Raw genomic sequence first — 23,890 nt, 5'->3', positions numbered from 1 at the left:
CACCGGCAGGCGCCCCCGGCCGGAGGATCCGAGCATCCCTGGGGCCGGGCCACCCGGCCGGGCCCCATCACCGGTGGAGCTTGGAGCCGCAGCTGGGCCAGGGGCTGCTGCCGCGTTGTTGGTAGAGCTTCTTCGCGCGGTAGGTCTGCTCGGACGAGGGCGCGTCCTGGGGGCGGCCGTGGCCGCCGAGGGCGTGCCAGGTGCCCTGGTCGAGTTGGTAGAGGCCGCCGTAGCGGCCGGAGCCGTCGACCGCGTCGGCCCGGCCGCCCGATTCGCAGCGGGCCATCGCCCGCCAGTTGAGCCCGTCCGCCGGGCCGCCGACGCCGGCGGGCACGGTCATGGTGCCGACCCGGACGATCCGGGCCACGGGCGCCTTGACGATCTCACTGCCGATCTTCCGCGGCCGCTGCCGTACGCCGTTGACGCTGCGCACCCGGTAGGTGATGCGCAGGGTGCCCGGCTCGCCGGGCCGGGCCACGAGTTCGGTGCCCTTGGGGAGGGTGGGGTCAGCGCGGCGGACGGTGGTGAAGGGCACCGGATGGTCCCGGGCCTCCTTGCCGCCGGTGATCCGCATCACCGTCACCGTCTGGCCGTCGCGCGGGAAGCTGTCCTGCGGGACGGAGGTGGTGTCCTGGCCGCGCAAGGTGAGCCCGGCGGCGGCGAGGGCCTCGCCGACAGTGGCCGCGTTCGTCCGGACGACGTGGGGGCGCCCGTCGGCGAGGAAGGTGACGGTGCGCTCGGTGCGGACGTGCAGGAGCAGCCCTCGGCTGGTGATGGCGGCGGAGCGGGAGGCGGACAGGTACGCGCCCTCGGCACGTACGCCCAGTTGGCGCAGTGCGCCGTCAACCGTGCGGGCGGTGGTCCACACTCGGCGGCGCTCCCCGTCGAGGGTGAGGGTGACGGGGCGGCCGTAGCGGACGGCGATCTCGTCGCCGTCGCCGAGCCGCTCTCCGGGCGCGGGAGCGACGATGTCGTGCGCGCCGACGCGGACGTCCTGGTCCGCCAGCAGCTCGCCCACGTCGTCGGCGTAGGTGTGCAACGTGCGCGCGTCGCCGTCGACGCTGAGCCGTACGGCCTTGTCCTGGGCGACAAAGGCGGAGGTGCCGCCGGCCAGGGCGGCGACCACCATCGCCTGCGGCAGCAGCCGACGCATCGGATCGGTCCGGCCGGTGGCGCCGCGACGGGCGGCTCGGCGGGCGGCGGCTCGGCCGCCCGGGACGCGGTGGCTGGCCCTACGGCTCACGACAACACTCCGGTAACACTCCACAAGTCCACTGGTCAGGGCGTTGGGTCCGGGACTGTATCGGAGTGGGGGTGACTCTCCAAAGGAAGATCATCACGCAGTGTGATCACCGCCCTCGGATCGCCACCGCCCCTCAATAGCCGAAGACGCGCGCCGTATTGGCCGCTACGGCGGTCGCCAGGGTGTCCTCGGGGACGCCCTTGACCTCGGCCATGGCCCGCAGGGTGAGCGGAATCAGATACGGAGCGTTGGGCCGTCCGCGGTAGGGGACGGGGGTCAGGAACGGCGCGTCGGTCTCGACCAGGACGAGGTCGAGCGGGGCGACTGCCAGGGCGTCGCGCAGCGGCTGGGCGTTCTTGAAGGTGATATTGCCCGCGAACGACATGTGGTAGCCGCGCTCGGCACAGATCTTCGCCATGGCCGCGTCACCGGAGTAGCAGTGGAAGACGACGGTGTCGGGCGCGCCCTCCTCGGCGAGCACCCGCAGCACATCGTCGTGCGCCTCCCGGTCGTGGATGACCAGCGCCTTGCCGTGCTCCTTGGCGATGGCGACGTGGCGGCGGAACGAGCGCTCCTGGGCGGCCATGCCCTCCGGGCCGGTGCGGAAGTAGTCCAGACCGGTCTCGCCCACACCGCGCACCTGGGGCAGCGCGGCGAGGGCCGCTATCCGGTCGAGCGCCGCGTCCAGGGCGGCGTCGCCGCCGGGCTCCCTGGCGCCCTGCCGGGACCAGCCATCAGGGTCGCCGAGGACGATGCGCGGCGCCTCGTTGGGGTGCAGGGCCACCGTGGCCCAGACGCTCTCGTGCGCCGCCGCGGTCTCGGCCGCCCACCGGGACCCGGCGAGGTCGCACCCCACCTGGACGACGGTCGTGACGCCGACCGAGGCGGCCTTGGCCAGTGCCTCCTCGACGGTGCCCGACTGCATGTCCAGGTGGGTGTGGGAATCCGCGACCGGGACCCGCAGGGGCTCCGGCGGCGGCGGGGGCGCGTCCTTTTCCTTTTGCGCGCCGCTCGCCTTGCCGCTGCCGCCGGGGGTCGATGCTGTTTTCGCCATGTGCGCGATTCTATGAATCCCGGTGAATGCGCGGTGAATCGCGTCCGGCCGCTCAGTTGACCCGCGCCCGGCTCAGGTGAACCGACTACAGAGCCGACTCACGTGAAACAGCTCATATGGACCGGATCGTACTCAGTCGCGGTGGTGCTGAAAGGGATGCAGCAGATTCGGAAGGTGCCAGTGGTGCCCACGGCGTCGCGCGGGGTCCTCGTTTTCCGGTGCGCGGTCCGGTGCGCGGTCCGGCGCGGCGTCCGCCTCGGCCTCCGGCGCGCCGGTGCCGTCCTCCCGGTCCCGGGTGGTGTGCGGCCTCCCGCGCCGCGCACTCTCCAGGACGGAGGAGACCTGCCCCGAGCGCATGATCCGCACCAGATGCGCACCGCAGTTGACGCAGTCGGGGCTCGTCAGCGGGGACGGGACGCGCAGGCCGCCGGTGAAGTAGACGACGAAGGCCCGGCCCTCGCCGTCCACGTGGTGTTCGATGTCGTACGACCGCTCCCAGCCGTGCCCGCACTTCATGCAGGCGAAGGCGTACGCCTCGTGGGCCACCTCGCCGGACTGATCGGAGGGGGTGTGGGCGGCTATCGGATGAGCACCGCTCGAGGTTCCCGCTATATCGCTCATGGCAGCTCCTCTTGTCACACAGGACAAGTCTTCCGGTATGGGATCGCCCCAGGTCTTCCACAACCAGTGGACGCCTTTCCCGGCGCCACCGCACGGGCTCTTCCCGCTCTTTGAGCGAGATTTGGCAACGGCCATGGAGAAACTGGCGAGCAACTGCCCGGCTACTAACCTGAGCTTTGCTTTTCGCTACGGGGCTTTACCTTCGCGTGGCGTGCTTCCCGCGGCGTTCTTCGCCGCCACCACCGCGTCGAACACCTGCCGCTTGGGCACCCCGGCCTCCTGCGCCACCGCCGCGATGGCCTCCTTACGGCGCTCACCGGCCTCCTCGCGCACCGCGACCCGGCGGGCCAGCTCGGCGGGGCCGGCCTCCTCGGGGCCGGGCGCGGGGGCGCCCTCGACCACGATGGTGATCTCGCCGCGTACGCCCTCCGCCGCCCAGGCGGCCAGCTCGGCCAGCGGGCCGCGCCGCACCTCCTCGTAGGTCTTGGTCAGCTCCCGGCACACCGCGGCGCGGCGGTCCGGGCCGAACACCTCGGCCATGGCCGCGAGCGTGTCGTCCAGCCGGTGCGGGGCCTCGAACCAGACCAGGGTGCGGCGCTCGTCGGCGACCTCGCGCAGCCGGGTCAGCCGCTCCCCCGCCTTGCGCGGCGGGAACCCCTCGAAGCAGAAGCGGTCCACCGGCAGCCCGGACACGGCCAGCGCGGTGAGCACCGCTGACGGGCCGGGCACGGCGGTGACGGTGATCCCGCGCTCCACGGCGGCGGCCACCAGCCGGTAGCCGGGGTCGGAGACCGACGGCATGCCCGCGTCGGTGACCAGCAGCACCCGGGCGCCCCCGGCCAGCGACTCGACCAGCTCGGGCGTGCGGGCCGACTCGTTGCCCTCGAAGTAGGACACCACCCGGCCGGCCGGGCGCACCTCCAGGGCCTGGGTGAGGCGGCGCAGCCGCCGGGTGTCCTCGGCGGCGATCACATCGGCGGCCACGAGTTCGGCGGCCAGCCTCGGGGGCGCGTCCGCCGTGTCGCCGATGGGGGTCCCTGCCAGTACGAGCGTTCCAGTCACGCCCCCATCCTCGCAGCCGGGCACGGCGGGCCCGGCGCCCGGCCGCGGCGTCGGCAGAGACCGGCCACGACCGGCCGCGGGGTCGGCAGAGACTGGCCGCGGGGTCGGCCGCGGGCTCGGCCCCGAGACCGCCGCGGGCTCGGTCCCGAGGCGACCGCGGGCTCGGCCCCGAGACCGCCGCCCCGGGCACGAATCCCCGTTCGCCGCCTTTCCCCGCCACACTCACAGACCCCTTCCCTACGATGGGCCGGTGAGCAGTGACACCGCGACCCACGCCCAGCCGGGCAAAGCCACCGGCCAGCAGCCGCCGGCCTGGCAGCGCCGGCTGCGCCGTTTCGGATACGCGGGCCAGACCAGGCCCGGCGTACGGGAGCGGCTGGTCCCGCCGTACGCGGAGCCGGGCACCCGGCTCTGGGAGATCCTCGGCGCGACCCCCTCGGCGGCGGCGAGAATCGCCCGCTGGAGCGGCTGGGGCGGTCCGCTGCTGGTCGCGCTGTGCGCCGGGCTGACCCGCTTCTGGCATCTGGGCAGCCCGGACAACGTCATATTCGACGAGACGTACTACGCCAAGGACGCCTGGTCGATCTGGGAGTACGGCTACGAGGGCACCTGGCCGAAATCCGCCAACGACCGGATTCTCGACGCCCCGCAGCACATCCCGCTCAGCGACGCGGCCTCGTATGTGGTGCACCCGCCGGTGGGCAAGTGGGTCGTCGGGCTCGGCGAGCAGTTCTTCGGGCTGCATCCGTTCGGCTGGCGGTTCATGGTCGCGGTGCTCGGCACCCTCTCGGTGCTGATGCTGTGCCGGATCGGGCGGCGGCTGTTCCGGTCGACCTTCCTCGGCTGCCTCGCGGGCGCGCTGATGGCCGTGGACGGGCTGCACTACGTGATGAGCCGCACGGCGCTGCTCGACCTGGTCGTGATGTTCTTCGTGCTGGCCGCCTTCGGCTGTCTGCTCGTCGACCGGGACCGGGCGCGCGCCAGGCTGGCGGCGGCGCTGCCGGCCGGTGAGGACGGCGCGGCGCGGCCGGACCCGGCGGTCGCCCGGGGCCTGAAACTGGGCGCGCGGCCGTGGCGGCTCGCCGCCGGGGTGCTGCTCGGCCTGGCCATCGGCACCAAGTGGAACGGGCTGTACGTGCTGGCGGCCTTCGGCCTGATGACCGTCCTGTGGGACGTGGGCAGCCGCCGCACCGCGGGCGCCCTCCGCCCCTACCGGGCCGTGCTGCGGCGCGATCTGGGCTGGGCGTTCATCTCACTGGTGCCTGTGGCGATCCTCACGTACATCGCCTCCTGGTCGGGCTGGTTCACCGCGAGCGGCAGCCACGACCAGGGCCGCGGCTGGCGGCACAGCGGCTACTTCCGCCACTGGGCCGAATCCCCCAAACCGGACGGCGGCGGCTACGGCACCGGCGGCACCTTCGACTGGCTGCTCAACCCGCTGCGCAGCCTGTGGCACTACGAGTCCGAGGTCTACCAGTTCCACGTCAACCTCCACTCGCCGCATGTCTACCAGTCCAACCCGTGGAGCTGGCTGGTCCAGTCCCGCCCGGTCTCGTACTTCTACGAGTCCCCGCGGGCGGGCCAGGAGGGCTGCCCCAAGGACGCCGCCGAGAAGTGCGCCCGCGAGGTGCTGGCCCTCGGCACCCCGCTGCTGTGGTGGACGGCCTGTTTCGCGCTGCTGTACCTGCTGTTCCGGTGGGCACTGCGGCGCGACTGGCGGGCAGGCGCGATCCTGTGCGGGATCACCGCGGGCTATCTGCCGTGGTTCCTCTATCAGGACCGGACGATCTTCTCGTTCTACGCCGTCGTCTTCGTACCCTTCCTGTGCCTCGGGGTGGCGATGATGATCGGCGCGCTGCTGGGGCCACCGGGCGCGAGCGAGACCCGCCGGGTGATCGGCGCGGTCGGCTCGGGCGCGCTCGTCCTGCTGATCATCTGGAACTTCATCTACTTCTTCCCGCTGTACACAGGGCAGACGATGCCGATGGACTCCTGGCGCGCCCGGATGTGGCTGGATACCTGGATCTAGCTGTAACGACGCTCTATGCGACGTGTGCGGGCCGCCGCCCGTCGCGGTCGTTGTTGGTCGTCATAGGTCGCCATTGGCCGTCCTCGGACGGCCCACAGACGGCCCCAAGCATGGCCCCGGAGATCCGGACGAACCGTTCCCCCGGGGCCATCGGATCACCTCGCGGCCCTCCCGATCGCCAGCAGATGCGAGCTGGCGGCCAGGAGTTCCGGATAGGGCTCAGCCATCCGCGCAGCCGTCAGCGCGGAGGCGAACAGGTCGTCTGTGGGCCCCTCGCCAGGCTGCTGCTCCACGGCCTTGAGCAATGACCATGCGGGGCCCTCGATTCCGAAGACCTCGACGTCGGTCAGTCCCGCCGCACGCAGTTCGTCGGCGAGTTCTTCGGCACGGTGGAAGTAGGCCAGGGTGAAGCCTTTGCCGTCGTGCACAGCGGTGCGGAGGATCTTGGAGATTGCCGCCTGTAGGCGGTCGGTGTGCAGGTGGGCGTAGCTGACGTGCTCGAAGAGAGAGGCGTACCGGTTGATGCCCGCCGCTGCGACCAGTCCTCCCGGCTTCACCACGCGCCGGGCCTCTGAGACGGTACGGCGCCGGTCTTCCGGGTCGGGCAGGTGGTAGAGCGGGCCGAGTAGCTGCACGACGTCGTAGCTCGCGTCTGCTGCGTCCAGCGCACGCGCGTCGCCCTGCGATGCGGGACAGATCGCCGCCGCCTGCTCGACGTGTCGGGCCACGGGGTCGATCAGCTCGACCTTGTAGCCGTCTTCGACAAGCCACCGTGCGTGCACGCCCGTGCCTCCTCCCACGTCAAGGACGCGCGCTGGTGCCGGTGGGAGGAAGCGACGCAGGATCTCCTGCGTGCGGACGAGCTCAAGCCGCCCGTCTGCCGACGCACTCAGCCGGGTGTTCTCGTCAATGACCTGTGAGTAGAAGTGTTCGATCTCCGGTGCTAGGACCACCTCTGGTTTCGTCATGGAGGCAGTATCCTGTGTACCGGTGGACCAGTCCAGTACGGACCTGACAAGGGGAGCCATGGCGCTGCTGAAGTACGAGGAAATCGCGGAATCCCTGCGGTCCCGGATCGCAGCGGGAGAGTTCGGGCCGGGCGACATCGTCCCATCGGGGCGGGATCTGGCCGAGCAGTGGTCGGTGTCACGGGCCACCGCCATCAAGGCCATGGATGTACTGCGGAACGACGGTGTGGTGCAAGCGAAGCAGGGCACGGGGTTCGTCGTCACCGAGACCCCCGTGGCACGGCCGGCGGGTGGCCGCCGGGCCGGTTCGGCGCGCGTGACCGGCGGCATGCCGTTCCTGCGCGTCGGAGCTCCCGACTGGGCGGCGCCTCCGCCGCATGTGGCCGAGGCGCTTCGAATGGACGGCGAAGCGCAGGCACTTCGCCGGGTGCGCGTGATGCAACTTCCCGATGGGAGTCCTCACAGCTACGCGGTGGCGTGGTTCCCGCCCGAGGTGGCGGAGGCGGCGCCCCGCCTGGCCCAGACCGCCCCCATCGCAGAGGGGACGACGCGGTACGTACGCCGACAGACCGGCCGGTTCTCCGTGGAGGGGACGGATGTCACCACGGTGCGCCTGGCGACGGAGATCGAGGCGGAGCACTTGGGGCTGTCGGACCCCACCCCGGTGGCTGTCGTGCTGCACACGGCGTACGACCAGGAGGGGCGCCCGCTGGTCTGCGAGGAAGGGGTCACGCCGGGCCCCCTCTATGAGCGGGAAGAGACCTACGAGATGTAGCCGTCATACACAACAGAAGGAGCTGGACCGGTCCGCCGGTCCAGCTTTTTTCGTCCCCAAAAAGCAGCCCCCACCAGCAGAGATGCGATTAGCCGTAACCGAATCCCGTCCGAAGAGGTTGACTGGACCGGTCCACCGGTCCAGTCTATGGATGTGGCCACAAGGCAGCCCGAACCCCCTCGGGGGCGGGGCTACTTGGCCATGTAGCGCCCGGAAGCCCTTCACAAGGGGGTGAAAGGAAGCGTCCGTTCCTTGAGAACTCAACAGTGAATCGACGGCGGGGTGAGACTTCCCCGCCCCCGCGACGGCCGGGTGAGGACCGTCGGCAGCGGTGCCACGCGTCGGCGTGGCACGTACGGCACTTCGGCTCTGTAGAACGCTCGCCTTGCGGCGGGCGGTCATCCGAGTGAGCTGCCCTGTTGCCGCGCCAGAGCAGAGACGATGGCGCGCCCGATCCGGGCTCGGGACCGGTCAGCCGTGGCAACGGCAGGCCGGTGAAGCCTGCTCTACCAGGAACCACCGTCACCGGCGCTCGCCTGCATGGTGCGCGCCGGTGGCCGTGGCTGCTCGTAGGGAGTGGTCGACACCAGCGCGGGCCCCGGGTTGCCCCCCGGGGCCCGCCGTACAGGCACCTTGAGTGGAGGAACCTGTGATCACCAGTCTGACAGAGGCTGAGCGGGAGGATCTGGCCCGCAAGAACGCCGAGCAGAACAAGCGCAGTGAGCGCGACGTTCAGGCGCGGGGTGGCCGGTGAGCGGCGAGCACGAGCGGGATGAACGTCCCACGTCCCCCGCTTCCCGTCCGCCATCCGCGGCCCCATCCCCACATGGCTTGAGCATCCACCACGGCTGACCCTCAGCCACCCACAGAACGGCGCGCACCCCCGGAGCGGCTACTCCGGGGGTGCTGTTCGGGCCGTTCCACCTTGGAAGGAACCACGACCCATGAAGTACATCGGTGCACTTCAGGCGGTTGTTACCGCCGACCTGTCCGACCGTGAGCCGACCGGCGCTGAGCTGGACGCGATCGACCTTGAGATGCCGGTCATCACGGCCGAGGTCGAGTTGCTGGACGCGCGGATCATGACGCTTGACCGGCCGGTGTCCGAGCTGGACGCGCGCCGTATCCGCCGGGCCCGTCGCCGGGTGCTGGCCGCCCGGCGGGAGCTGGCGAACCTCACCGCCGACCTGAGCACGTCGGGGGTGGGGGCGTGACCACACTGGATGCCAACCTCGCCACCGCGCATGCGGAGGTGAAGGCGGAAATCGCCCGGACCGATGGCAAGGCCAGTCTGCTGCTGGCGTTCATTGGTGCGGTTCTGGCCGGTGTGTGGACCGTCGCCGGCGACGCGCACCTTCCCACCCTCGTGTACGTGGTTGGTGGCGTGGGCGTGCTGCTGCTGGTGACGGCCGCTGCGCTGCTGCTGCGGGTGGTCCGGCCGAACCTGTCCGGCGCTGCTGTGGCGGGTTTCCCGCTGTGGGCCCGGCTGACCGGCGACGAGATCTGCGCCCTGCTGGCCGAGGACCGGCGCGGGGAGGACATCGCGAACCTCTCGCGGATCGCGCTGCTGAAGTTCGCCGCCCTTCAGCGTGCGATCGACGTGACCCGCGCGGCCGGCGCTCTGCTCGTCGTCGCGGCCGGTATGGCTGTGGGGGGTGTGCTGTGAGCGAGCCCATCACCCCCGTGGCGGCCCCGGTCGAGGACGCCGTTACGGCGTTGCTGCGGGCCGTGCATGACGCACTGGACCTTCCCCTGCCGGGCCTGACGGATCGGGACGAGCGGGAGTACTCCTTGCTGCTCGGCCGCCGGGTGTCTGACGCGCGGTGCGTTCTGGCCGGTGTGCTGGAGCAGGACCACGATATGGAGGTCGCCGCCCGGCTGCTGCGCCGCTGGACCGCCGACGAGCCGGTCACCTACACCCCCTGGGAAGACAAAGGGGGCCCGGCATGAACCGCAAGGCCAAGACTGCTCTCGTCCTCGCTCTGGTCGGTGTGGTCGGAATGGCCTTCCGGGTGTCGTGGAACGCGCTGAGGGACGTGGCTACGGCCATCGGTGCCGACGAGACAGCCGCGACGCTGTACGCCTTCGTGGTCGACGGTCTGATGGCTCTGGCGCTGGTCGCCCGACTGGTGCTGACCGCGCGGTCGGATCAACGGTTCGCGCTGCGGGTGCTGGCCTTCTACACGTCCGCCTCGCTGGTGCTGAACTACGTGCACGGACTGGTCCCCGAACTGCACGGCGGTTCGGTCGACCCCGGCCGACTGGCCGACCTGGGCAAGGTCGGTTGGCTGCTGGTGCTGCTGGCGACCTCACTTCCGGTCGGGTCGATCTACTTCGGGTCGGATCTGGTCGCCAAGGTGCTCCACCACCGACCCGAGCCGACCACAAATGCGGAGAAAACGGCCGAGAGTGAGAGCAATCGGTCTATGTCTGACCTGGGGGAGTCGGCCGACGAGCCGCCCGCCCCGGTCGCCGACCCGAACCCCCTTCCGGCCCCGGCACCGGTCGCACGGCCCGCCGCCGACCGGTCGGCCCCGGCCGGTGCGGCGGTACCGGTCGAGTCGGCCCGTCCGCGTCGGGCGACCGGTCGGGTTCCCCAGTCGGCCCGGCCCACCCGACCGAAGCGGACGCCCGCCGAACTCCTGGATGAGGCCCGGAAGGCTACCGCCGACTGGTCGGATGAGGAGCTGACGGCCGACCGCATCCGCAAGGAAGTCCACACGTCGGCGGAGAAGGCGCGCGGTCTGCGGGATGCGCTCCGTGCCGAGCGGGCCGAGTCGCCCGCCACTGCGCCTGAGGCGGTGGCGGTATGAGCCGGCCGCGTGTGCTGGATCTGTTCTCCTGCGCCGGCGGTGCGGGGAAGGGTTTCGAGGATGCCGGGTTCGCCGTGGACGGCTGCGACATCGCCGACCGGCCCCGGTACCCCTTCCCCTACCACCGGGGCGATGCCCTGGCCTACCTCGCCCACCTGATCGCCTCGGGTGAGATCCGGCGGTACACGCTGGTGCATGCCTCCCCGCCGTGCCAGGCCGGATGCGCGCTCACCGTGGGCACGAACCGCTCCCGCGGCTGGGGAGGTGCTCATGTCCAGCTCATCCCCGAGTTACGGGCACTGCTGGACCGTACGGGCCTGCCGTACGTGATCGAGCAGCCCAACGGCAAGGCGCCGATCCGCCGGGATCTCGCGCTGTGCGGGGAGATGTTCGGCCTCGGAGTGCTGCGCCACCGCAACTTCGAGTTGGGCGGCTGGAGCGTCGTGCAGCCGCCGCACCCCAAGCATCGGGGGCGGGTCCGTGGCCACCGGCACGGCCGCTACTACGACGGTCCCTACGTGGCCCCGTACGGCTCCGGGGGCGGCAAGGCCACGGTCCCGGAGATGCAGGCCGCGATGGGCATTACCTGGACCGACGCGCGGGAGGAACTCACCGAGGCCATCCCGCCCGCCTACACCACCTGGATCGGCCAAGCGTTCCTCGCCGGCCGGTCCGTGACCGATGCGGCGGCAGCCTGATGTCCCCGGCATTCGGCAAGTGCTATGACCCCACCGGCACCACGTGGGGTCTGGCCACGTACCCGTGGCGGCTGGCGCCGGACGGCTACGCGACGCGTCGTCAGTTACGGGCTCGGGGCTTGCGTCCGGGGGGTCAGCCGATAGCGGCGCAGGTGATGCGCCGCTCCCGCCGCCGGAAGTCCGGTGTGTCGGTGGCCTACCTCTACCGCCTGGACCTGGCCAAGCAGGTCCGGCCGATGACCCCGGGCATGTGGCGCGCGCACGAGGCGATGATGCGCGCCCGCCGTACCTGCCCGAAGTGCTCCACGGTCGCGGGTTACTGCATCCCCACTTCGCTCGGGGTGTGTGTGACCTGCGCCTATCCCGACGACTTCACGGAGGCGGCATGACCACGCCCCTGCCCTACCACCCGCCGGGTGACCCGGTCCCCGACCCGCTCACCCCCGACCTCTACAGCCCCGTCCAGCAGCCGCTGAGCGGGGCTGTAGAACTCGCCGCTGAGCGCGGCCCGGTGGTCTACGTGCCCGGCGCGCACGGCGGTTTCGTGGCCGTACGCCGCGAAGACCTCCCCACCATCCACACCCCGGCCCCCGGGCCCGTCCCGGTGTCGGCCGGGGCGGATCCGCAGGCTCAGCGGGTGGCTGCCAAGGGTGTGTTCGCCGCCGGGGCCGGGGTGGGTGCCTACTTCGCTGCCGGGGCCGCCGCGATCGTGGTGGATTCCCTCGTCAAAGCCCTTCTCGCTGCGGGTGTGGCGGCTGGTGCGGCCCTGGCCACCGGCCGCCGCAAGGGCGGTGACACCTACATCACCCATCACCACGTGGCCAATCGCTGGTGGGGCCGCTCCCACACCACCGTCCGCAACCGCTGATCGGGGAGGCCCCGCATGACCAGCAAGGCCCCGCACCCTGGCCCGGCCGGTGCGGGTGGCAGCGCGCCGGGGGACCGCACCGTCACCGGCAACGGCCGCCGCCCCGGCAGGCACCCCGCAGGGGTGGCCGACACCACCCACCGCCGCACCCACAAGCCCAAAGCGTCCTGAGCAGGAGTGGAGAGCACACCCCATGGACGACATCGTCCGCACCGCCGAACAGGTCATCACGCTCACCCGCGTCCGTGACTACATCGACGCGATGGGCCTGGTCGACCTGAACGACCCCGAAGAGCTGGCCAGCCGCCTTGCCGCGGCCAGGAACCTCCTCACAGAGGTGTCCGCCACGGTCACTCACCCCACAGCCGACGACGTGGAGGGCGTGGCCGAACAGATCCTCATCCTCGAAGCCGTGCGCGCCCTGGTGAGCGAGTACGCGGACGTCCCCGCGACCGACACGGGCCGCCTCCTCGGCCACCTCATGACCACCGAAGTGCAGCTCATCCAGGTGAACAGGGCGTTCGGCGAGTCCGAGCACACCGCCTGACCGATACCCGCGCATTCCCCCCCGTGATCAGGAAGGACACCGTTGTGAGCGAGGTTTACCGCTCCTACACCCCGGCCGAGAAGCGCAAGCGCGCCTGGCTGATCCTGCGCGGCGTCAAGCAGGCGGCCGCCGATGCAGTGGACCCGAAGATCGAGCGGCAGATCGACGCCATCGACGACGCCGCCGAGGAGCGCGGCCGCCTGGAGGCCGCCGCTCTGCACCGCCAGAACGAGAAGGCCAAGGCCGAACTGGCCACCGCCAAGGCCGCCGTACGCGCCGCCTCCCGCGAGGACCGGGCCGCCGCACGCACCGCCCTGACGAAGGCGGAACAGCGGGCGCGGGCCACCGAGAAGGCGATCCGCAGCGCCGGTCTGTGACCGGTCCTTCCGTCCCCCGCGGGCTTCCCGTGGGGGTGCGGTGGGACCGAATAGCCCGGCCCCGCAACCGGAAGGACGCGTGATGGCCCGGAAGACCCCCCAGCAGACGACCGCCGCGAAGACGGCGGTGGCCGCCTACAAGGCCGCCAAGCGCTCGCTGGCCCAGCACACCGACCCCGACAGCCCCGCGTACCTGGCCGACCACGACCGCGTGGTCGAGACCGAGAAGCACGTGCCCTGGTACCGCCGCTGACCTAGTCCAACACCCCTGGGGCGGCCGACCGGCCCGGCCAAGGAACAGCGGCCGCCCCAGGGCTTTTCGCATCCCTTCCCGCCCCTTTCGAAGGGGGGCAGTCAGGAGACGTTTCAGCATGAGCGACAACGTCGTTCACCTCTACAAGCACACCCCGACTCCCGCCGCCGAGGACCGGCCGACACCGGCCGGGGTCGAGGCCGCGCCCGCGCCAGCCGTGCCGTTGTGGGTGCGCTCCGGCCGCGCCGCGCGGACGGTCGTCACGCACGAGCGCACCAAGGCCGCCGCGCGTGCGGTCGTGCGGCACAACATGTACGTGCTGGGTGGTGCGCGGATCGTGGCCCGCCGGACCTGGGACGGGCGGACCGCCTCCCGCTATGAGCGCATGCTGCGCGCCGCCGAAGCTGCGGGAAACTATGAGGTGGCCGCCGAGTGGGAAGAGCGCGGGCAGCGCTTCCGCGAGGCCCGGCACCGGCGCCGCATGGACCTGCTGCGCGCCCCGGTCGCCATAGCCAAGGGCGCCGTGGTCGGCACCGGTGTGGGCATGGGCGCCCTGGTGGCGCTCGGGGTGGTGCTGGCCTGTGCCAACAAGGACGTCACCGACGTGGTCACGCCGCTGATGGCGGTGGTCGAGTTCATCAGGCTGCTCATCACCATCGTGGCCATCGTGTGGGGCCCGCTGGTCACGATCGGCCCCATCCTCGCCCTCCTCGGCCTGTGGACGGTTGGCCGTCACCAGCAGGCCGCACCCAACTGGGCCCTGCCCACATCCGCCCGCAGCAGCGAGGGGGAGCCCATCACCCCCTCGATCGTCGTCAAGGCCCTGCGCGACCTCGGCGTTCCCGCCCTGCGCAACGCCATCAAGGAGATGGGCGACGCCGGCGCGGCGATGCTCTCCCCGATCGTGATCGCCGGATGCGGCGTCGAACTCGACGTCACCCTGCCTTCCGGGGTGTCCACGATCGAGGTGCAGAACCGGCGCCGGAAGCTCGCGGAGAACCTGTCCCGGCATGAGCACGAGGTGTTCATCACCATCCCGGAGGCAGCCCGCACCGTCCGGCTGTGGGTCGCCGATTCCGGGGCGCTGGACGAGCCGATCGGGCCGTCTCCGCTGGTCACCGACGAGACCGTGACCGCCGACTACAAGAAGGGCCGCGCCCCCTGGGGTCAGGACCTGCGCGGGGACGCTGCCGCGCTGAGCCTGTTTCAGCGGCACCTGCTGGTCACGGGGTTGTCGAACCAGGGCAAGACCGCGTCCCTGCGGGCGCTGGCCCTGTGGGCGGCGCTCGATCGCACGGTGGAATTCCGGATCGCTGACCTGAAGGGCGTGGGGGACTGGGCCATGTTCGACGGTCTGGCCACCGTGCTCATCCAGGGCCCGGCCGATGAGAACGTCATCGAGGCCACCGAGATGGTCGAGGGCCTGGTGGTGGAGATGAACCGCCGGATCGAGGCGCGCAGGCTCGACCCCAAGGCGGTCTTCGCGCCGCTGATCGGCATCGTGGACGAGGCGCAGGTGGCGTTCATGTGCCCGGTCAAGGACGAGGAGAACCGCCCCTACGGCGGCTCCAAGGCCACCTCCCGGTACTTCATGGCCGTGCGCAAGGTCCACAACCAGGGCCGGGCGGTGGACGTGATCCTGTGGGAGGGCACGCAGGACCCCACCGACCAGAACCTTCCCAAGCTGGTCCGCGAAGGGGCCCACACCCGCGCATCCCTCGCGCTGGGCACCGAGTCTCAGGCCCGCATGGCGCTGGGAGACAAGGCCGTTGACGGCGGGGCCGCGCCGCACCTGCTGCGTCAGGGGCTGGACAAGGGAACCCTGGTCGTCGCCAGTGACGGGATCGAGATCCCCAAGGGGCAGTCGTCCCTCACGGTGCGCACGCACTACATCGACGACGACCAGGCAGAGGCCATCATCAACCGGGCCAAAGCCCTCCGGGACGGTGTGACCACGCTGCACGTCATCGACCGGGGTGAGGAGCGGGACCCGCTCGCCGACATCGCCACCGTGGTCGGGGACGCCTCGCGCGTGCTCACCCAAGACGTGCTCAAGCGGCTCGCCGCGCTCGACGCAGACGTTTACGGCAAGTGGTCGTTCATCGACCTCAAGCGCGTCCTGGAGGGCACCGGGGCCGAGCCGTACAAGTCCGATGGCCGCATGGTCGTCGGCCGCGATCGCGTTCAGCGCGCTCTCGCCGAGCGGGACGAGACGGATTCCGCTTCCGCCGCCGAGTAGAGGGAGCCACACCCGTGCCGGTCAGGGAGACAGGGAGAACTCCCTGAAACCCTCCCTGGCCCGCATCCCTGGCCCTGACCAGCGCGAATGATCCATCAGGGAGGCAGGGAGGCACGCAGGTCAGCACCCCTGAAACCCCCTCCACAAGCCCCCCGGCAGGGGGTGTCTCTGCCTCCCTGACCTACTCCCGACCCAGATTCCGCATACGCCATCGAGGAGAACCATGACCGACGCCCATGCCTTGCCGTGGTCCCATGTCCGCTCGATCGTCGCCTGCCTGGATGCCCGCAACGGCACCGACCCGGACGAGATCGCCACGCGGCTGCTGAAGGTGACCGAGGAGGCGGGGGAAGTCGCTCAGGCGTACATCGGCATGCAGGGCCAGAACCCCCGCAAGGGGATCACCCACACCCGTGCCGACGTCGCCGTTGAGCTGTGCGACGTGATCCTGTCCGCGATGGTCGCCCTGCACAGCTTCGAGGACGACCCCGCCGAACTCCTCGCCTTTGACGCGAAGCACAAGGCCGCGCGCCTGCACCGGCCGATCAGCGCCTAGATGCGCTCGGGGCGGCCCCCTCTCACGCCAATGAAGTCGGGGCCGCCCCGGTCTCCCAGCACTCAACAGAACTGGAGACATCCAGCATGACCCATGAAGCAAGCTCCGCGCTGCTCCGCGCAGCGCTGGAGGCCGCTGAACGCGACTGGCACGTCTTCCCCCTCCGCTTCGGAGCCAAGCCCCCGGCCCTGCACGGCGAAGCATCCTGCACCGGTACGGACGAGTGCGCGGCCGGGCACCGTAAGTGGGAACAGCGCGCCACCACCGACCCCGACCGCATCCGCACGGCATGGTCACGGGCCCCGTTCAACATCGGCATCGCGACCGGCCCGTCCGGACTGGTCGTGGTCGACCTCGACATGCCCAAGCCGGACGATGATGCGGACGCGCCTTGCGGCGTGACGTCTTTCCATGCGCTCTGCGAGCGCGCCGGGCAGGCCGTCCCCACCACGCTCACGGTGCGGACTCCCAGCGGCGGGAGGCACCTGTACTTCACCACCCCGCCCGGCACTCGTCTGCCCAGCACCAAGGGCACGCTCGCGAAGAAGATCGACACCCGCGCATGGGGCGGGTACGTGGTCGCTGCGGGCAGCGTCACCCCCGCCGGGCCGTACGAAGCCGTAGGCGGCTCTGTGGCGGCCCCGCTGCCCGCGTGGCTGCTGGGCGTCCTCAAACCCGCTCCAAAGCCCGTACAGGCCCCGTCGGTTGCCGTAACGGTGCAATCCCGCCGATACGCAGACACCGCGCTGGCCGATGAGACCCGCAATGTGACCACCGCCCAACGCGGCGGACGCGAGGCGGCCTTGTTCCGGGCGGCGCGGGCACTTGGGCGGTTCATCGCGTGGGGCGACCTCCCCCGGTCTGTGGTCGAGGATGCTCTTCAGGGAGCTGGGGAGGCGGCCGGACTCACCGCGTCCGAGTGCCGCTCGACCCTGCGCAGCGCGCTGAACTGGTCCATCGCGCACAACCAGCAGCGCCGGGAGACGGCATGAACACCCCCCGCCGCCCCCACCTGAAGAGCATCCCCAACACCACCGACCAGCCACGCCCCGCCGAACCGGGCCCGGCCCCGGACAGCCGTAGCGCGCCGAGGAACGTCGGCCGCAAGGCCGTCCCTTCTGCACTTCGCTCTGACCCGCACCAGGTCACGGTGACCGGCATCATGCCGGGCCTCCACGTCCGTATGGCGCTGCGTCCGCCGGTCGCTGACTGGCTGTGCCGCTGCGGTCACCACGAACGCGCCCGCGGTCGCGCGGCCGTCATCGAGCTGACCACGCGCGTACGCGTCGGCGAATGCCCCCACCGCGCCCCCGCCCCTGCCGAGACCGAAAGGCGGTCCGCCGCATGACCACCACCATCGACGGCGCGGCCCTGCTCAACGAGGTGGAAGCCTTCCACCGCCGCTTCAACGTCTTCCCCCACGAAGCTGCCTACGTCGCCGTGGCTCTGTGGGACGCGCATGCTCACCTGCTCGACTGCTTCGACTCCACCCCGCGTCTGGCCTTCCTGTCCCCGGAACCCGGCTCGGGGAAGTCACGGGCGCTGGAGATCGTGGAAACCCTCGTTCCCGAGCCCATGACGGCCGTCAACGCATCCGCCGCTGCCCTGTTCCGCTCCGTGTCCAACCCCAGCGGACGGCCCACGATCCTGTTCGATGAAATCGACACGATCTTTGGTCCCAAGGCAGGCGACAACGAAGAGCTGCGCGGCTTCCTGAACGCTGGTCACCGCCGCACCGGGGTCACGTACCGGTGCATCGGCGACGGCGGCAACCAGACCGTGCAGGCATTCCCCTCATACTGCGGGGTCGCAGTCGCCGGACTCGGCTCCCTGCCGGACACCATCATGACCCGCTCCATCGTCATCCGTATGCGTCGGCGGGCGCGCAACGAACGCGTGGAAGCCTTCCGGGCCCGCGTCCACGAAGCCGAGGGGCACAAGCTCCGTGACCGGCTCGCCCAATGGGCCGAGCACGCCCGTGGGTTCGTCATGGGCGCCTGGCCGGAGATGCCTGATGGCGTCACCGACCGCCCGGCCGACGTGTGGGAACCCCTGCTTGCCATCGCCGACGCGGCCGGCGGTAACTGGCCCCAGCGGGCGCGAGAGGCATGCGTGACGCTGGTGACCGCCTCCAAGGCCAACGACAAGGGCAGCCTGGGCGTTCGGCTGCTGGCCGACCTGCGCGACCACGTCATGGTCGGCATTGACCGCCTGCCCACCGTCGCCATCCTGGATCGGCTCAACGCCCTCGATGACGCCCCGTGGGCGGACCTCCACGGCAAGCCGTTCGACAACCGGCGCCTGTCGAAGATGCTCGCGGAGTACATGACGGCCGACAACGAGCCCATCACCTCCCGCAACATCAAGACCGCCGGAAGCGTCCTCAAGGGCTACTACGCCGCCGATCTCTGGGACGCGTGGGCCCGCTACTGCCCCCCACCCCCGGAAAGTCCGCTACCACCGCTACCCGGCACCGAAAACACAGCCTGACCAGCCACAACGGGGTAGCGGGAACCGGCATCGCGACCCGCTACCCCGCCGCTACCCATCCGCTACCGCTACCCCTTCCCGCTACCTCAAACAGGCCCCTGACCAGGGCGGTAGCGCCAGTAGCGGAAGTAGCGGCCCTCAGAGAAGGGGGCCCGAGCCCCACCGCTGTCGAGGAGACCGCCAGATGGCAGAGACGTCCGCCATAGCCGCGCTGGGGGCCGGGCTCCCGGACCGCTACCTGACCCCCGACGACATCGCCGAGATGTTCGAGGTACCCAAGGAGACCGTCTACGCCTGGCGCAAGAAGCGCATCGGCCCACCCGGATTCCGTGTCGGCAAGCACGTCCGCTACGACCCCGCCGCCGTCCAGCGCTGGACCGCTGAGCGTATGGCCGACGACATCGCCGCCTGACGGCGACAACCCACGAGCGCATTCACCACCCGCAGGGGCAGGGCCACATGGCCTCGCCCCTGCTCTGATCTGCCCGCGAAGGGACCACGCCTAATGGCAGGCCACATCCAAGACCGTTGGTACAAGGCCGAGACCGACGCCAACGGCAGGACCGTCAGGGTCAAGACCGACCGTTACGGCGCCGGCATGCGCTACCGCGCCCGCTACGTCGGTCCGGACGGCACCGAGAAGAGCAAGTCATTCCCGGACAAGCAGAAGCGTCTGGCGGAACAGTGGCTCGTGCAGATCGCCGCCGACATGTCGCGCGGCCAGTACATCGACCCGCGAGCCGCACGCATGACGTTCCAGCAGTACGGGGAACAGTGGCTTTCGACGCATACCACGGACATCAACAGCCAGGATTCGGCGGAACGACGTCTGCGCCTGCATGCCTTCCCGTACATCGGAACGCGCCCCCTGGCGTCGTTCCAGCCCGGACACATTCGTACCTGGCTGAGCGAGTTGGAGAGCGCTGTACCGGCAGCGTCGTACCGGCGGATCATCTTCGGGATCGTCTCAGCCGTCCTCAGTGCGGCTGTGGACGACGGCCTGATGCCTCGGAACCCCTGCCTGGTCAAGTCGGTCAGAGGGCCCCAAGGAAGCCCGCCCAAGGTGGTCCCCTGGACGCCAGAGCAGGTCTTTGCCGTCCGGGCGGCTCTGCCGGAGCGGTACCGCGCGATGGTCGACGTGGGCGGGGGGTGCGGCCTGCGACAGGGGGAGGTATTCGGCCTGCCCATCGACAACGTGGACTTTGACGGCGGCTGGCTTGCCGTCCGGCAGCAGCTCAAGCGGGTGCGGGGCAAGTTCGTCTTCGCCCCGCCGAAGCGCGGCAAGCTCCGTGACGTACCTCTCCCCACCGTCGTCGGCGCCGCTCTGCGGGAGCACCTGGAGCGGTTCCCCGCCGTGAAGGTGACCCTTCCGTGGCTCACGCCGGACGGACCCATGGTCACGAAAGAGTTGCTGTTCACCGGTCAGGCTGGCCGCGCCGTGCGGTCGAGCCACTTCGATGATCACCTCTGGAAACCGGCTCTGGCCGCCGCTGGCTTCATCCCCCAACCCGAGAAGGGGGAGCGCTACCAGGCCGCGCGGGAGCACGGCATGCACGCGCTCAGGCATTTCTACGCGTCGGTCCTGCTGGACGCGGGCGAGAGCATCCGGGCCCTGAGCACGTACCTCGGACACAGTGATCCCGGGTTCACGCTGCGTGTCTACACCCATCTGATGCCGAGCAGCGAGGGTCGTACCCGCCGGGCAGTCGACACCCTCTATCGGGCCTCCGGTAGGCCGCTGGACGGCCCAGAGACGGCCCAGGGCTCCTAGGAACAGCCTGACCAGAGGGAAAGCCCCTGGTCAGGCTGGACAAGCGTCCGGGAATCGGGACTTCATCTACTTCTTCCCGCTGTACACGGGCCAGACGATGCCCATGGACGCCTGGCGCGCCCGGATGTGGCTCGATACCTGGATCTGACCCCGGCTCGGCCCCGGGCCCACCGCATCGATCCGGCCACAGCCCCCGCGCCCCCCTACTGTGAGGGCGCGGGGGCGTCACATGGTGCCGGTAGAGTGCCGGGCACCGCGGCCCTCATCGACTGATGAGGGGAACCGAGAACACAGTGTGGGGGTTCTGAAATGCGGAGTGGCGCGAGAGCCGCGATCGTCGGTGCGGTGTTCGCCACCATGGTCGGTGTGGCCGGTTGCGGCAGCGGCCAGGACGATTCGGCCGGCCCGAAGGACGGTGCGAGCGCCGGCTCGGGTGACGACAAGCCGTCCCTCAAGAAGGTGAAGACCGGCCCGCCCAGCGCGGCCGAGGTCAAGACCACCGCCCACGCGTTCCTGGCGGCCTGGTCGGCGGGCGAGACGGCGAAGGCCGCCGCCCTTACGGACGACGGCGGCGCCGCCACCACGGCGCTGAGCGGCTACCGCAAGAAGGCCGAGGTGGCCAAGGTGGCGCTGGAGGCGGGGCAGGCGAGCGGCGCCAAGGTGCCGTTCTCGGTCAATGCCCAGCTCTCCTCCGGCGGTGAGAGCGTCCCCTGGACGTATGAATCCTCGCTGACCGTGACCCGCGACACCAAGACCGGCAAGCCGGTCGTCGACTGGAAGCCCTCCGTGGTCCACCCCGACCTCGCCGAGGGCGACACGCTCAAGACCGGCGCGTCCGAGGCACCGCCGATCAAGGCGGTGGACCGCGACGGCAAGGAGCTGACCGCCTCCGAGCACCCGACCCTCAAGACCGTCCTGGCCGCGCTGCGCGAGCGGTACGGCAAGAAGGCGGGCGGCGAGGCGGGCGTGGAGACCTGGATCGAGCGCGCCAAGGGCTCCAAGTCCCCCGACAAGACCCTCAAGGTGCTCTCCAAGGGCACCCCGGGCACGCTCCGCACCACGATCGACGCATCGCTCCAGCGCACCGCCGAGCAGCAGGTGAGCAAGCGCACCAAGGCGTCGGTGGTCGCGGTCAAGCCGAGCACCGGTGAGATCCTCGCGCTGGCCAACTCCCCCGCGAGCGGCTTCAACACCGCCTTCCAGGGCTCGTACGCACCCGGCTCGACGATGAAGATCATCACCTCGACGACGCTGATGGACAAGGGTCTGGCGGCGTACGGCAAGCCGCATCCGTGCCCGAAGTACTTCAGTTACGGCGGCTGGAAGTTCCAGAACGACAAGAAGTTCGAGATCAAGAACGGCACCTTCGAGCAGAGCTTCGCCCGCTCCTGCAACACGGCCTTCATCAGCCAGGCGGGAAAGCTGAAGGACGACGACCTGAGCAAGGAGGCCCGGGACGTCTTCGGCATCGGGCTCAACTGGCAGGCCGGCGTGCCCACCTTCGACGGCGCCGTGCCGGTGCAGTCCGCGGCTTCCAAGGCCGCCTCGCTGATCGGCCAGGGCGGCGTGCGGATGAACCCGCTCAACATGGCGTCGGTCGCGGCCACCGCCTCCACCGGCACCTTCCACCAGCCGTACCTGGTCTCGCCGTCGCTGGACGACCGGACGCTGGCCAAGGCGAGCAGGACGATGAAGTCCAGCACCCATGACCAGCTGAAGAAGCTGATGAACCTGACGGCCACCTCGGGCACCGCCGCCGAGGCGATGGCCGGGATGAGCGGTGACTTCGGCGCCAAGACCGGCTCGGCCGAGGTGGACAACCAGGAGAAGCCGAACGGCTGGTTCAGCGCGTACCGCGACGACGTCGCGGCCGCCGGTGTGGTCCCCGAGGGCGGCCACGGAGGCGACACGGCGGGCCCGATCGTGGCGGCTCTGCTGCGCGCGGGCGGCTGAGCCGGCCGTTCCACCGGCGTGACGGCACAGGAGCCGGGCGGGCGCGTCGAGCGCCCGCCCGGCTCCTTCGCGTTCGGCCGGCCGGTCAGCGGGGCCGGACGCCACCGGCGGGAAAAGTCATGGCGGGGGCGCGGGGGCGTCGATAGCGTCGTTCCATGGCCGACTCCACCCCTGACACCGCCGCCCACCCACGCTTCGCCGACGCCCTGCGCGAGCTCGGCCTGGACGTCGAGGTGCGCCGGTTCCCCGACGCCACCCGTACCGCCGCCGAGGCCGCCGCGGCGATCGGCTGTGAGCTGAGCCAGATCGTCAAGTCGCTGGTCTTCGAGGCGGACGGACAGCCGGTGGTGGTGCTGATGGACGGGGCGTCACGGGTCGACGTCGAGCTCGTACGGCATGAACTGGGCGCCGGGAGCGTCCGCCGGGCGGACGCGGCGCTGGTGCGGGAGACCACCGGCTACGCCATCGGCGGGGTGCCGCCCTTCGGCCACCGCACCCGTACCCGCGTCCTCGCCGACCGCCGGCTGCTGGACCACGAGACCGTATGGGCCGCGGCGGGCAATCCGCACACCGTCTTCCCGCTCGACCCCAAGACCCTGATCGCGCAAGCCGCGGGCACCCTGGCGGACGTGCGCGAGCGTTCCGCATGACCCCGCTGGTCGCGGCCGCCGTCCTCATCGCCGCCGTCACCCACGCCAGTTGGAACGCGATCGCGCACGGCATCAGGGACCAACTGCTCGCCTTCACCCTGGTGGGCGGCGGCGGGGCGCTGTGCGGGCTGGCGCTGCTGCCGTTCGCCCCGCTGCCCGCGGCGGACGCCTGGCCGTATCTGCTGGCCTCCGCGGCCATCCATGTGGTCTATCAGCTGCTGCTCATGCGCTCGTTCCACCTGGGCGACTTCGGCCAGATGTACCCCATCGCGCGCGGCACCGCCCCGCTGGTGGTGACCGTGGCCGCCGCGGTCTTCGTCGGCGAGCGGCCGGACCGCTGGCAGGCGGCGGGCATCGCGCTGGCCTCGGCGGGGCTGGTGGGCGTGGCGCTGTGGGGCATCAGGGGGGCGCGGCACGCCGAGCGCGAGGGGAACGGCGGGGGCGCACCGCAGTGGCTCGCCCTTACGGCCGCCATCGCCACCGGGCTGTCCATCGCCGCGTACACCGTCGTGGACGGTCTGGGGGTGCGCGCCTCCGGCAGCCCACCCGCCTACATCGCCTGGCTGATGATCCTGGAGGGCTTCGCCATCCCCGTCTGCGCCCTGGCGATCCGGCGCGGTGCGCTCCTTCAGCAGCTGCGGCCGGTCGCGGCGCGCGGGCTGCTCGGCGGGCTGCTGTCGGTCACCGCCTACGGCCTGGTGCTGTGGGCCCAGACCCGGGCCGAGCTCGCCCCGATCGCGGCACTCCGCGAATCGTCGATCATCGTGGGCGCGGCGATCGGGGCGCTGTTCTTCAAGGAGGGGTTCGGCGGTCCGAGGATCGCGGCGGCGGGGCTGATGGTGGCGGGCATCGGGCTGATGCTGCACGCGGGTTGACCGCGTACTCCGTTGGGCGTGCCTCGTTCTCCGCCGCGCCCGTACTCC

Annotated in this window: 28 protein-coding genes; 23 read left to right on the top strand and 5 right to left on the bottom strand. The window is 71.0% G+C overall.

What is annotated here, in order from left to right; genetic code table 11:
- Positions 1–67: 67 nt before the first annotated feature.
- From J2Z30_RS17270 to rsmI, 4 genes are all read right to left on the bottom strand, one after another.
- A complete protein-coding gene (locus J2Z30_RS17270; protein WP_044570975.1) occupies positions 68–1,267 on the bottom strand; it encodes a resuscitation-promoting factor in 1,200 nt (399 codons plus the stop codon).
- Between the two features lie 109 nt (positions 1,268–1,376).
- Positions 1,377–2,297, bottom strand: a complete 921-nt coding sequence (locus J2Z30_RS17265) for a TatD family hydrolase (RefSeq protein ID WP_044570978.1) — start codon at positions 2,295–2,297, stop codon at positions 1,377–1,379.
- 132 nt (positions 2,298–2,429) lie between these two features.
- The gene (locus J2Z30_RS17260) at positions 2,430–2,918 is read right to left on the bottom strand and encodes a hypothetical protein (protein ID WP_044570980.1); all 489 of its coding nucleotides are present in this window, start codon (positions 2,916–2,918) and stop codon (positions 2,430–2,432) included.
- A 186-nt stretch (positions 2,919–3,104) separates the two neighbouring features.
- Positions 3,105–3,980, bottom strand: coding sequence for a 16S rRNA (cytidine(1402)-2'-O)-methyltransferase (gene rsmI / locus J2Z30_RS17255; RefSeq protein WP_044570982.1), 876 nt, complete (start codon positions 3,978–3,980; stop codon positions 3,105–3,107).
- A gap of 250 nt (positions 3,981–4,230) precedes the next feature.
- On the opposite strand from rsmI, the gene J2Z30_RS17250 reads away from it, so the two are divergent.
- On the top strand, positions 4,231–6,009 hold the full coding sequence (locus J2Z30_RS17250) for a dolichyl-phosphate-mannose--protein mannosyltransferase (RefSeq protein ID WP_044570984.1): 1,779 nt from the start codon (positions 4,231–4,233) through the stop codon (positions 6,007–6,009).
- A gap of 155 nt (positions 6,010–6,164) precedes the next feature.
- Here J2Z30_RS17250 and J2Z30_RS17245 read toward each other — a convergent pair whose 3' ends face one another.
- Positions 6,165–6,977: a class I SAM-dependent methyltransferase gene (locus J2Z30_RS17245; protein WP_044570988.1), complete on the bottom strand. Its 813-nt coding sequence runs from the start codon at positions 6,975–6,977 to the stop codon at positions 6,165–6,167.
- Positions 6,978–7,035: 58 nt separating this feature from the next.
- On the opposite strand from J2Z30_RS17245, the gene J2Z30_RS17240 reads away from it, so the two are divergent.
- The 22 genes from J2Z30_RS17240 to J2Z30_RS17135 all read left to right on the top strand — a co-directional run bounded on the left by J2Z30_RS17240 (position 7,036) and on the right by J2Z30_RS17135 (position 23,842).
- Complete coding sequence (locus J2Z30_RS17240) at positions 7,036–7,752, top strand: GntR family transcriptional regulator (RefSeq protein ID WP_044570991.1); 717 nt, start codon at positions 7,036–7,038, stop codon at positions 7,750–7,752.
- Positions 7,753–8,696: 944 nt separating this feature from the next.
- Complete coding sequence (locus J2Z30_RS17235; RefSeq protein ID WP_044570994.1) at positions 8,697–8,966, top strand: DUF6284 family protein; 270 nt, start codon at positions 8,697–8,699, stop codon at positions 8,964–8,966.
- The gene (locus J2Z30_RS17230; RefSeq protein WP_044570996.1) at positions 8,963–9,418 is read left to right on the top strand and encodes a Pycsar system effector family protein; all 456 of its coding nucleotides are present in this window, start codon (positions 8,963–8,965) and stop codon (positions 9,416–9,418) included. The genes J2Z30_RS17235 and J2Z30_RS17230 overlap by 4 nt, the downstream gene beginning before the upstream one ends.
- Entirely contained in the window at positions 9,415–9,702 is a 288-nt protein-coding gene (locus J2Z30_RS17225; protein WP_044570998.1) for a hypothetical protein, read from the top strand. The genes J2Z30_RS17230 and J2Z30_RS17225 overlap by 4 nt, the downstream gene beginning before the upstream one ends.
- On the top strand, positions 9,699–10,565 hold the full coding sequence (locus tag J2Z30_RS17220) for a DUF2637 domain-containing protein (RefSeq protein WP_044571001.1): 867 nt from the start codon (positions 9,699–9,701) through the stop codon (positions 10,563–10,565). Before J2Z30_RS17225 ends, J2Z30_RS17220 begins: the two co-directional genes overlap by 4 nt.
- Complete coding sequence (locus J2Z30_RS17215; RefSeq protein ID WP_044571005.1) at positions 10,562–11,263, top strand: DNA cytosine methyltransferase; 702 nt, start codon at positions 10,562–10,564, stop codon at positions 11,261–11,263. The genes J2Z30_RS17220 and J2Z30_RS17215 overlap by 4 nt, the downstream gene beginning before the upstream one ends.
- Positions 11,263–11,652: an RRQRL motif-containing zinc-binding protein gene (locus J2Z30_RS17210; RefSeq protein WP_044571006.1), complete on the top strand. Its 390-nt coding sequence runs from the start codon at positions 11,263–11,265 to the stop codon at positions 11,650–11,652. The genes J2Z30_RS17215 and J2Z30_RS17210 overlap by 1 nt, the downstream gene beginning before the upstream one ends.
- Entirely contained in the window at positions 11,649–12,131 is a 483-nt protein-coding gene (locus tag J2Z30_RS17205) for a hypothetical protein (RefSeq protein ID WP_044571008.1), read from the top strand. Before J2Z30_RS17210 ends, J2Z30_RS17205 begins: the two co-directional genes overlap by 4 nt.
- A 15-nt stretch (positions 12,132–12,146) precedes the next feature.
- Entirely contained in the window at positions 12,147–12,302 is a 156-nt protein-coding gene (locus J2Z30_RS17200) for a hypothetical protein (RefSeq protein ID WP_209468719.1), read from the top strand.
- 22 nt (positions 12,303–12,324) lie between these two features.
- Entirely contained in the window at positions 12,325–12,678 is a 354-nt protein-coding gene (locus tag J2Z30_RS17195; RefSeq protein ID WP_044571010.1) for a hypothetical protein, read from the top strand.
- Between the two features lie 44 nt (positions 12,679–12,722).
- Positions 12,723–13,055 (top strand): hypothetical protein, encoded by a 333-nt coding sequence (locus J2Z30_RS17190; protein ID WP_044571012.1) that lies wholly within the window; start codon positions 12,723–12,725, stop codon positions 13,053–13,055.
- 82 nt (positions 13,056–13,137) lie between these two features.
- Complete coding sequence (locus J2Z30_RS17185; RefSeq protein WP_209468718.1) at positions 13,138–13,308, top strand: hypothetical protein; 171 nt, start codon at positions 13,138–13,140, stop codon at positions 13,306–13,308.
- Positions 13,309–13,426: 118 nt separating this feature from the next.
- The gene (locus J2Z30_RS17180; protein ID WP_044571015.1) at positions 13,427–15,547 is read left to right on the top strand and encodes an FtsK/SpoIIIE domain-containing protein; all 2,121 of its coding nucleotides are present in this window, start codon (positions 13,427–13,429) and stop codon (positions 15,545–15,547) included.
- A 223-nt stretch (positions 15,548–15,770) separates the two neighbouring features.
- Positions 15,771–16,103 carry a MazG-like family protein gene (locus J2Z30_RS17175; RefSeq protein ID WP_044571017.1) on the top strand — a complete coding sequence of 111 codons (333 nt, stop codon included), beginning with the start codon at positions 15,771–15,773 and terminating at the stop codon, positions 16,101–16,103.
- A gap of 86 nt (positions 16,104–16,189) precedes the next feature.
- A complete protein-coding gene (locus J2Z30_RS17170) occupies positions 16,190–17,095 on the top strand; it encodes a bifunctional DNA primase/polymerase (protein WP_044571020.1) in 906 nt (301 codons plus the stop codon).
- Positions 17,092–17,451 carry a hypothetical protein gene (locus tag J2Z30_RS17165; protein WP_245388060.1) on the top strand — a complete coding sequence of 120 codons (360 nt, stop codon included), beginning with the start codon at positions 17,092–17,094 and terminating at the stop codon, positions 17,449–17,451. Before J2Z30_RS17170 ends, J2Z30_RS17165 begins: the two co-directional genes overlap by 4 nt.
- Positions 17,448–18,593, top strand: a complete 1,146-nt coding sequence (locus J2Z30_RS17160; protein WP_044571022.1) for a DUF3631 domain-containing protein — start codon at positions 17,448–17,450, stop codon at positions 18,591–18,593. Before J2Z30_RS17165 ends, J2Z30_RS17160 begins: the two co-directional genes overlap by 4 nt.
- 184 nt (positions 18,594–18,777) lie before the next feature.
- The gene (locus tag J2Z30_RS17155) at positions 18,778–19,005 is read left to right on the top strand and encodes a helix-turn-helix domain-containing protein (protein WP_044571025.1); all 228 of its coding nucleotides are present in this window, start codon (positions 18,778–18,780) and stop codon (positions 19,003–19,005) included.
- A gap of 93 nt (positions 19,006–19,098) precedes the next feature.
- Positions 19,099–20,364 (top strand): tyrosine-type recombinase/integrase, encoded by a 1,266-nt coding sequence (locus J2Z30_RS17150; protein ID WP_044571027.1) that lies wholly within the window; start codon positions 19,099–19,101, stop codon positions 20,362–20,364.
- Between the two features lie 309 nt (positions 20,365–20,673).
- A complete protein-coding gene (locus tag J2Z30_RS17145) occupies positions 20,674–22,317 on the top strand; it encodes a penicillin-binding transpeptidase domain-containing protein (RefSeq protein ID WP_044571030.1) in 1,644 nt (547 codons plus the stop codon).
- Positions 22,318–22,472: 155 nt separating this feature from the next.
- Positions 22,473–22,967, top strand: coding sequence for a YbaK/EbsC family protein (locus tag J2Z30_RS17140; RefSeq protein WP_044571033.1), 495 nt, complete (start codon positions 22,473–22,475; stop codon positions 22,965–22,967).
- Entirely contained in the window at positions 22,964–23,842 is an 879-nt protein-coding gene (locus J2Z30_RS17135; protein ID WP_044571035.1) for an EamA family transporter, read from the top strand. The genes J2Z30_RS17140 and J2Z30_RS17135 overlap by 4 nt, the downstream gene beginning before the upstream one ends.
- Positions 23,843–23,890: the final 48 nt, after the last annotated feature.

The organism is Streptomyces iranensis, from assembly GCF_017874715.1.
Classification (GTDB): Bacteria; Actinomycetota; Actinomycetes; order Streptomycetales; family Streptomycetaceae; genus Streptomyces; species Streptomyces iranensis.
This window is presented reverse-complemented; position numbering and strand designations above follow the sequence as displayed.

Coding starts and splice junctions, on each gene's coding strand:
- J2Z30_RS17175 (WP_044571017.1), top strand. CDS start 15,771: ATGACCGACGCCCATGCCTTGCCGTGGTCCCATGTCCGCTCGATCGTC.
- J2Z30_RS17185 (WP_209468718.1), top strand. CDS start 13,138: ATGGCCCGGAAGACCCCCCAGCAGACGACCGCCGCGAAGACGGCGGTG.
- J2Z30_RS17170 (WP_044571020.1), top strand. CDS start 16,190: ATGACCCATGAAGCAAGCTCCGCGCTGCTCCGCGCAGCGCTGGAGGCC.
- J2Z30_RS17135 (WP_044571035.1), top strand. CDS start 22,964: ATGACCCCGCTGGTCGCGGCCGCCGTCCTCATCGCCGCCGTCACCCAC.
- J2Z30_RS17215 (WP_044571005.1), top strand. CDS start 10,562: ATGAGCCGGCCGCGTGTGCTGGATCTGTTCTCCTGCGCCGGCGGTGCG.
- J2Z30_RS17160 (WP_044571022.1), top strand. CDS start 17,448: ATGACCACCACCATCGACGGCGCGGCCCTGCTCAACGAGGTGGAAGCC.
- J2Z30_RS17155 (WP_044571025.1), top strand. CDS start 18,778: ATGGCAGAGACGTCCGCCATAGCCGCGCTGGGGGCCGGGCTCCCGGAC.
- J2Z30_RS17235 (WP_044570994.1), top strand. CDS start 8,697: ATGAAGTACATCGGTGCACTTCAGGCGGTTGTTACCGCCGACCTGTCC.
- J2Z30_RS17240 (WP_044570991.1), top strand. CDS start 7,036: ATGGCGCTGCTGAAGTACGAGGAAATCGCGGAATCCCTGCGGTCCCGG.
- J2Z30_RS17195 (WP_044571010.1), top strand. CDS start 12,325: ATGGACGACATCGTCCGCACCGCCGAACAGGTCATCACGCTCACCCGC.
- J2Z30_RS17265 (WP_044570978.1), bottom strand. CDS start 2,297: ATGGCGAAAACAGCATCGACCCCCGGCGGCAGCGGCAAGGCGAGCGGC.
- J2Z30_RS17165 (WP_245388060.1), top strand. CDS start 17,092: ATGAACACCCCCCGCCGCCCCCACCTGAAGAGCATCCCCAACACCACC.
- J2Z30_RS17140 (WP_044571033.1), top strand. CDS start 22,473: ATGGCCGACTCCACCCCTGACACCGCCGCCCACCCACGCTTCGCCGAC.
- J2Z30_RS17245 (WP_044570988.1), bottom strand. CDS start 6,977: ATGACGAAACCAGAGGTGGTCCTAGCACCGGAGATCGAACACTTCTAC.
- J2Z30_RS17205 (WP_044571008.1), top strand. CDS start 11,649: ATGACCACGCCCCTGCCCTACCACCCGCCGGGTGACCCGGTCCCCGAC.
- J2Z30_RS17150 (WP_044571027.1), top strand. CDS start 19,099: ATGGCAGGCCACATCCAAGACCGTTGGTACAAGGCCGAGACCGACGCC.
- J2Z30_RS17200 (WP_209468719.1), top strand. CDS start 12,147: ATGACCAGCAAGGCCCCGCACCCTGGCCCGGCCGGTGCGGGTGGCAGC.
- J2Z30_RS17145 (WP_044571030.1), top strand. CDS start 20,674: ATGCGGAGTGGCGCGAGAGCCGCGATCGTCGGTGCGGTGTTCGCCACC.
- J2Z30_RS17220 (WP_044571001.1), top strand. CDS start 9,699: ATGAACCGCAAGGCCAAGACTGCTCTCGTCCTCGCTCTGGTCGGTGTG.
- J2Z30_RS17210 (WP_044571006.1), top strand. CDS start 11,263: ATGTCCCCGGCATTCGGCAAGTGCTATGACCCCACCGGCACCACGTGG.
- J2Z30_RS17260 (WP_044570980.1), bottom strand. CDS start 2,918: ATGAGCGATATAGCGGGAACCTCGAGCGGTGCTCATCCGATAGCCGCC.
- J2Z30_RS17180 (WP_044571015.1), top strand. CDS start 13,427: ATGAGCGACAACGTCGTTCACCTCTACAAGCACACCCCGACTCCCGCC.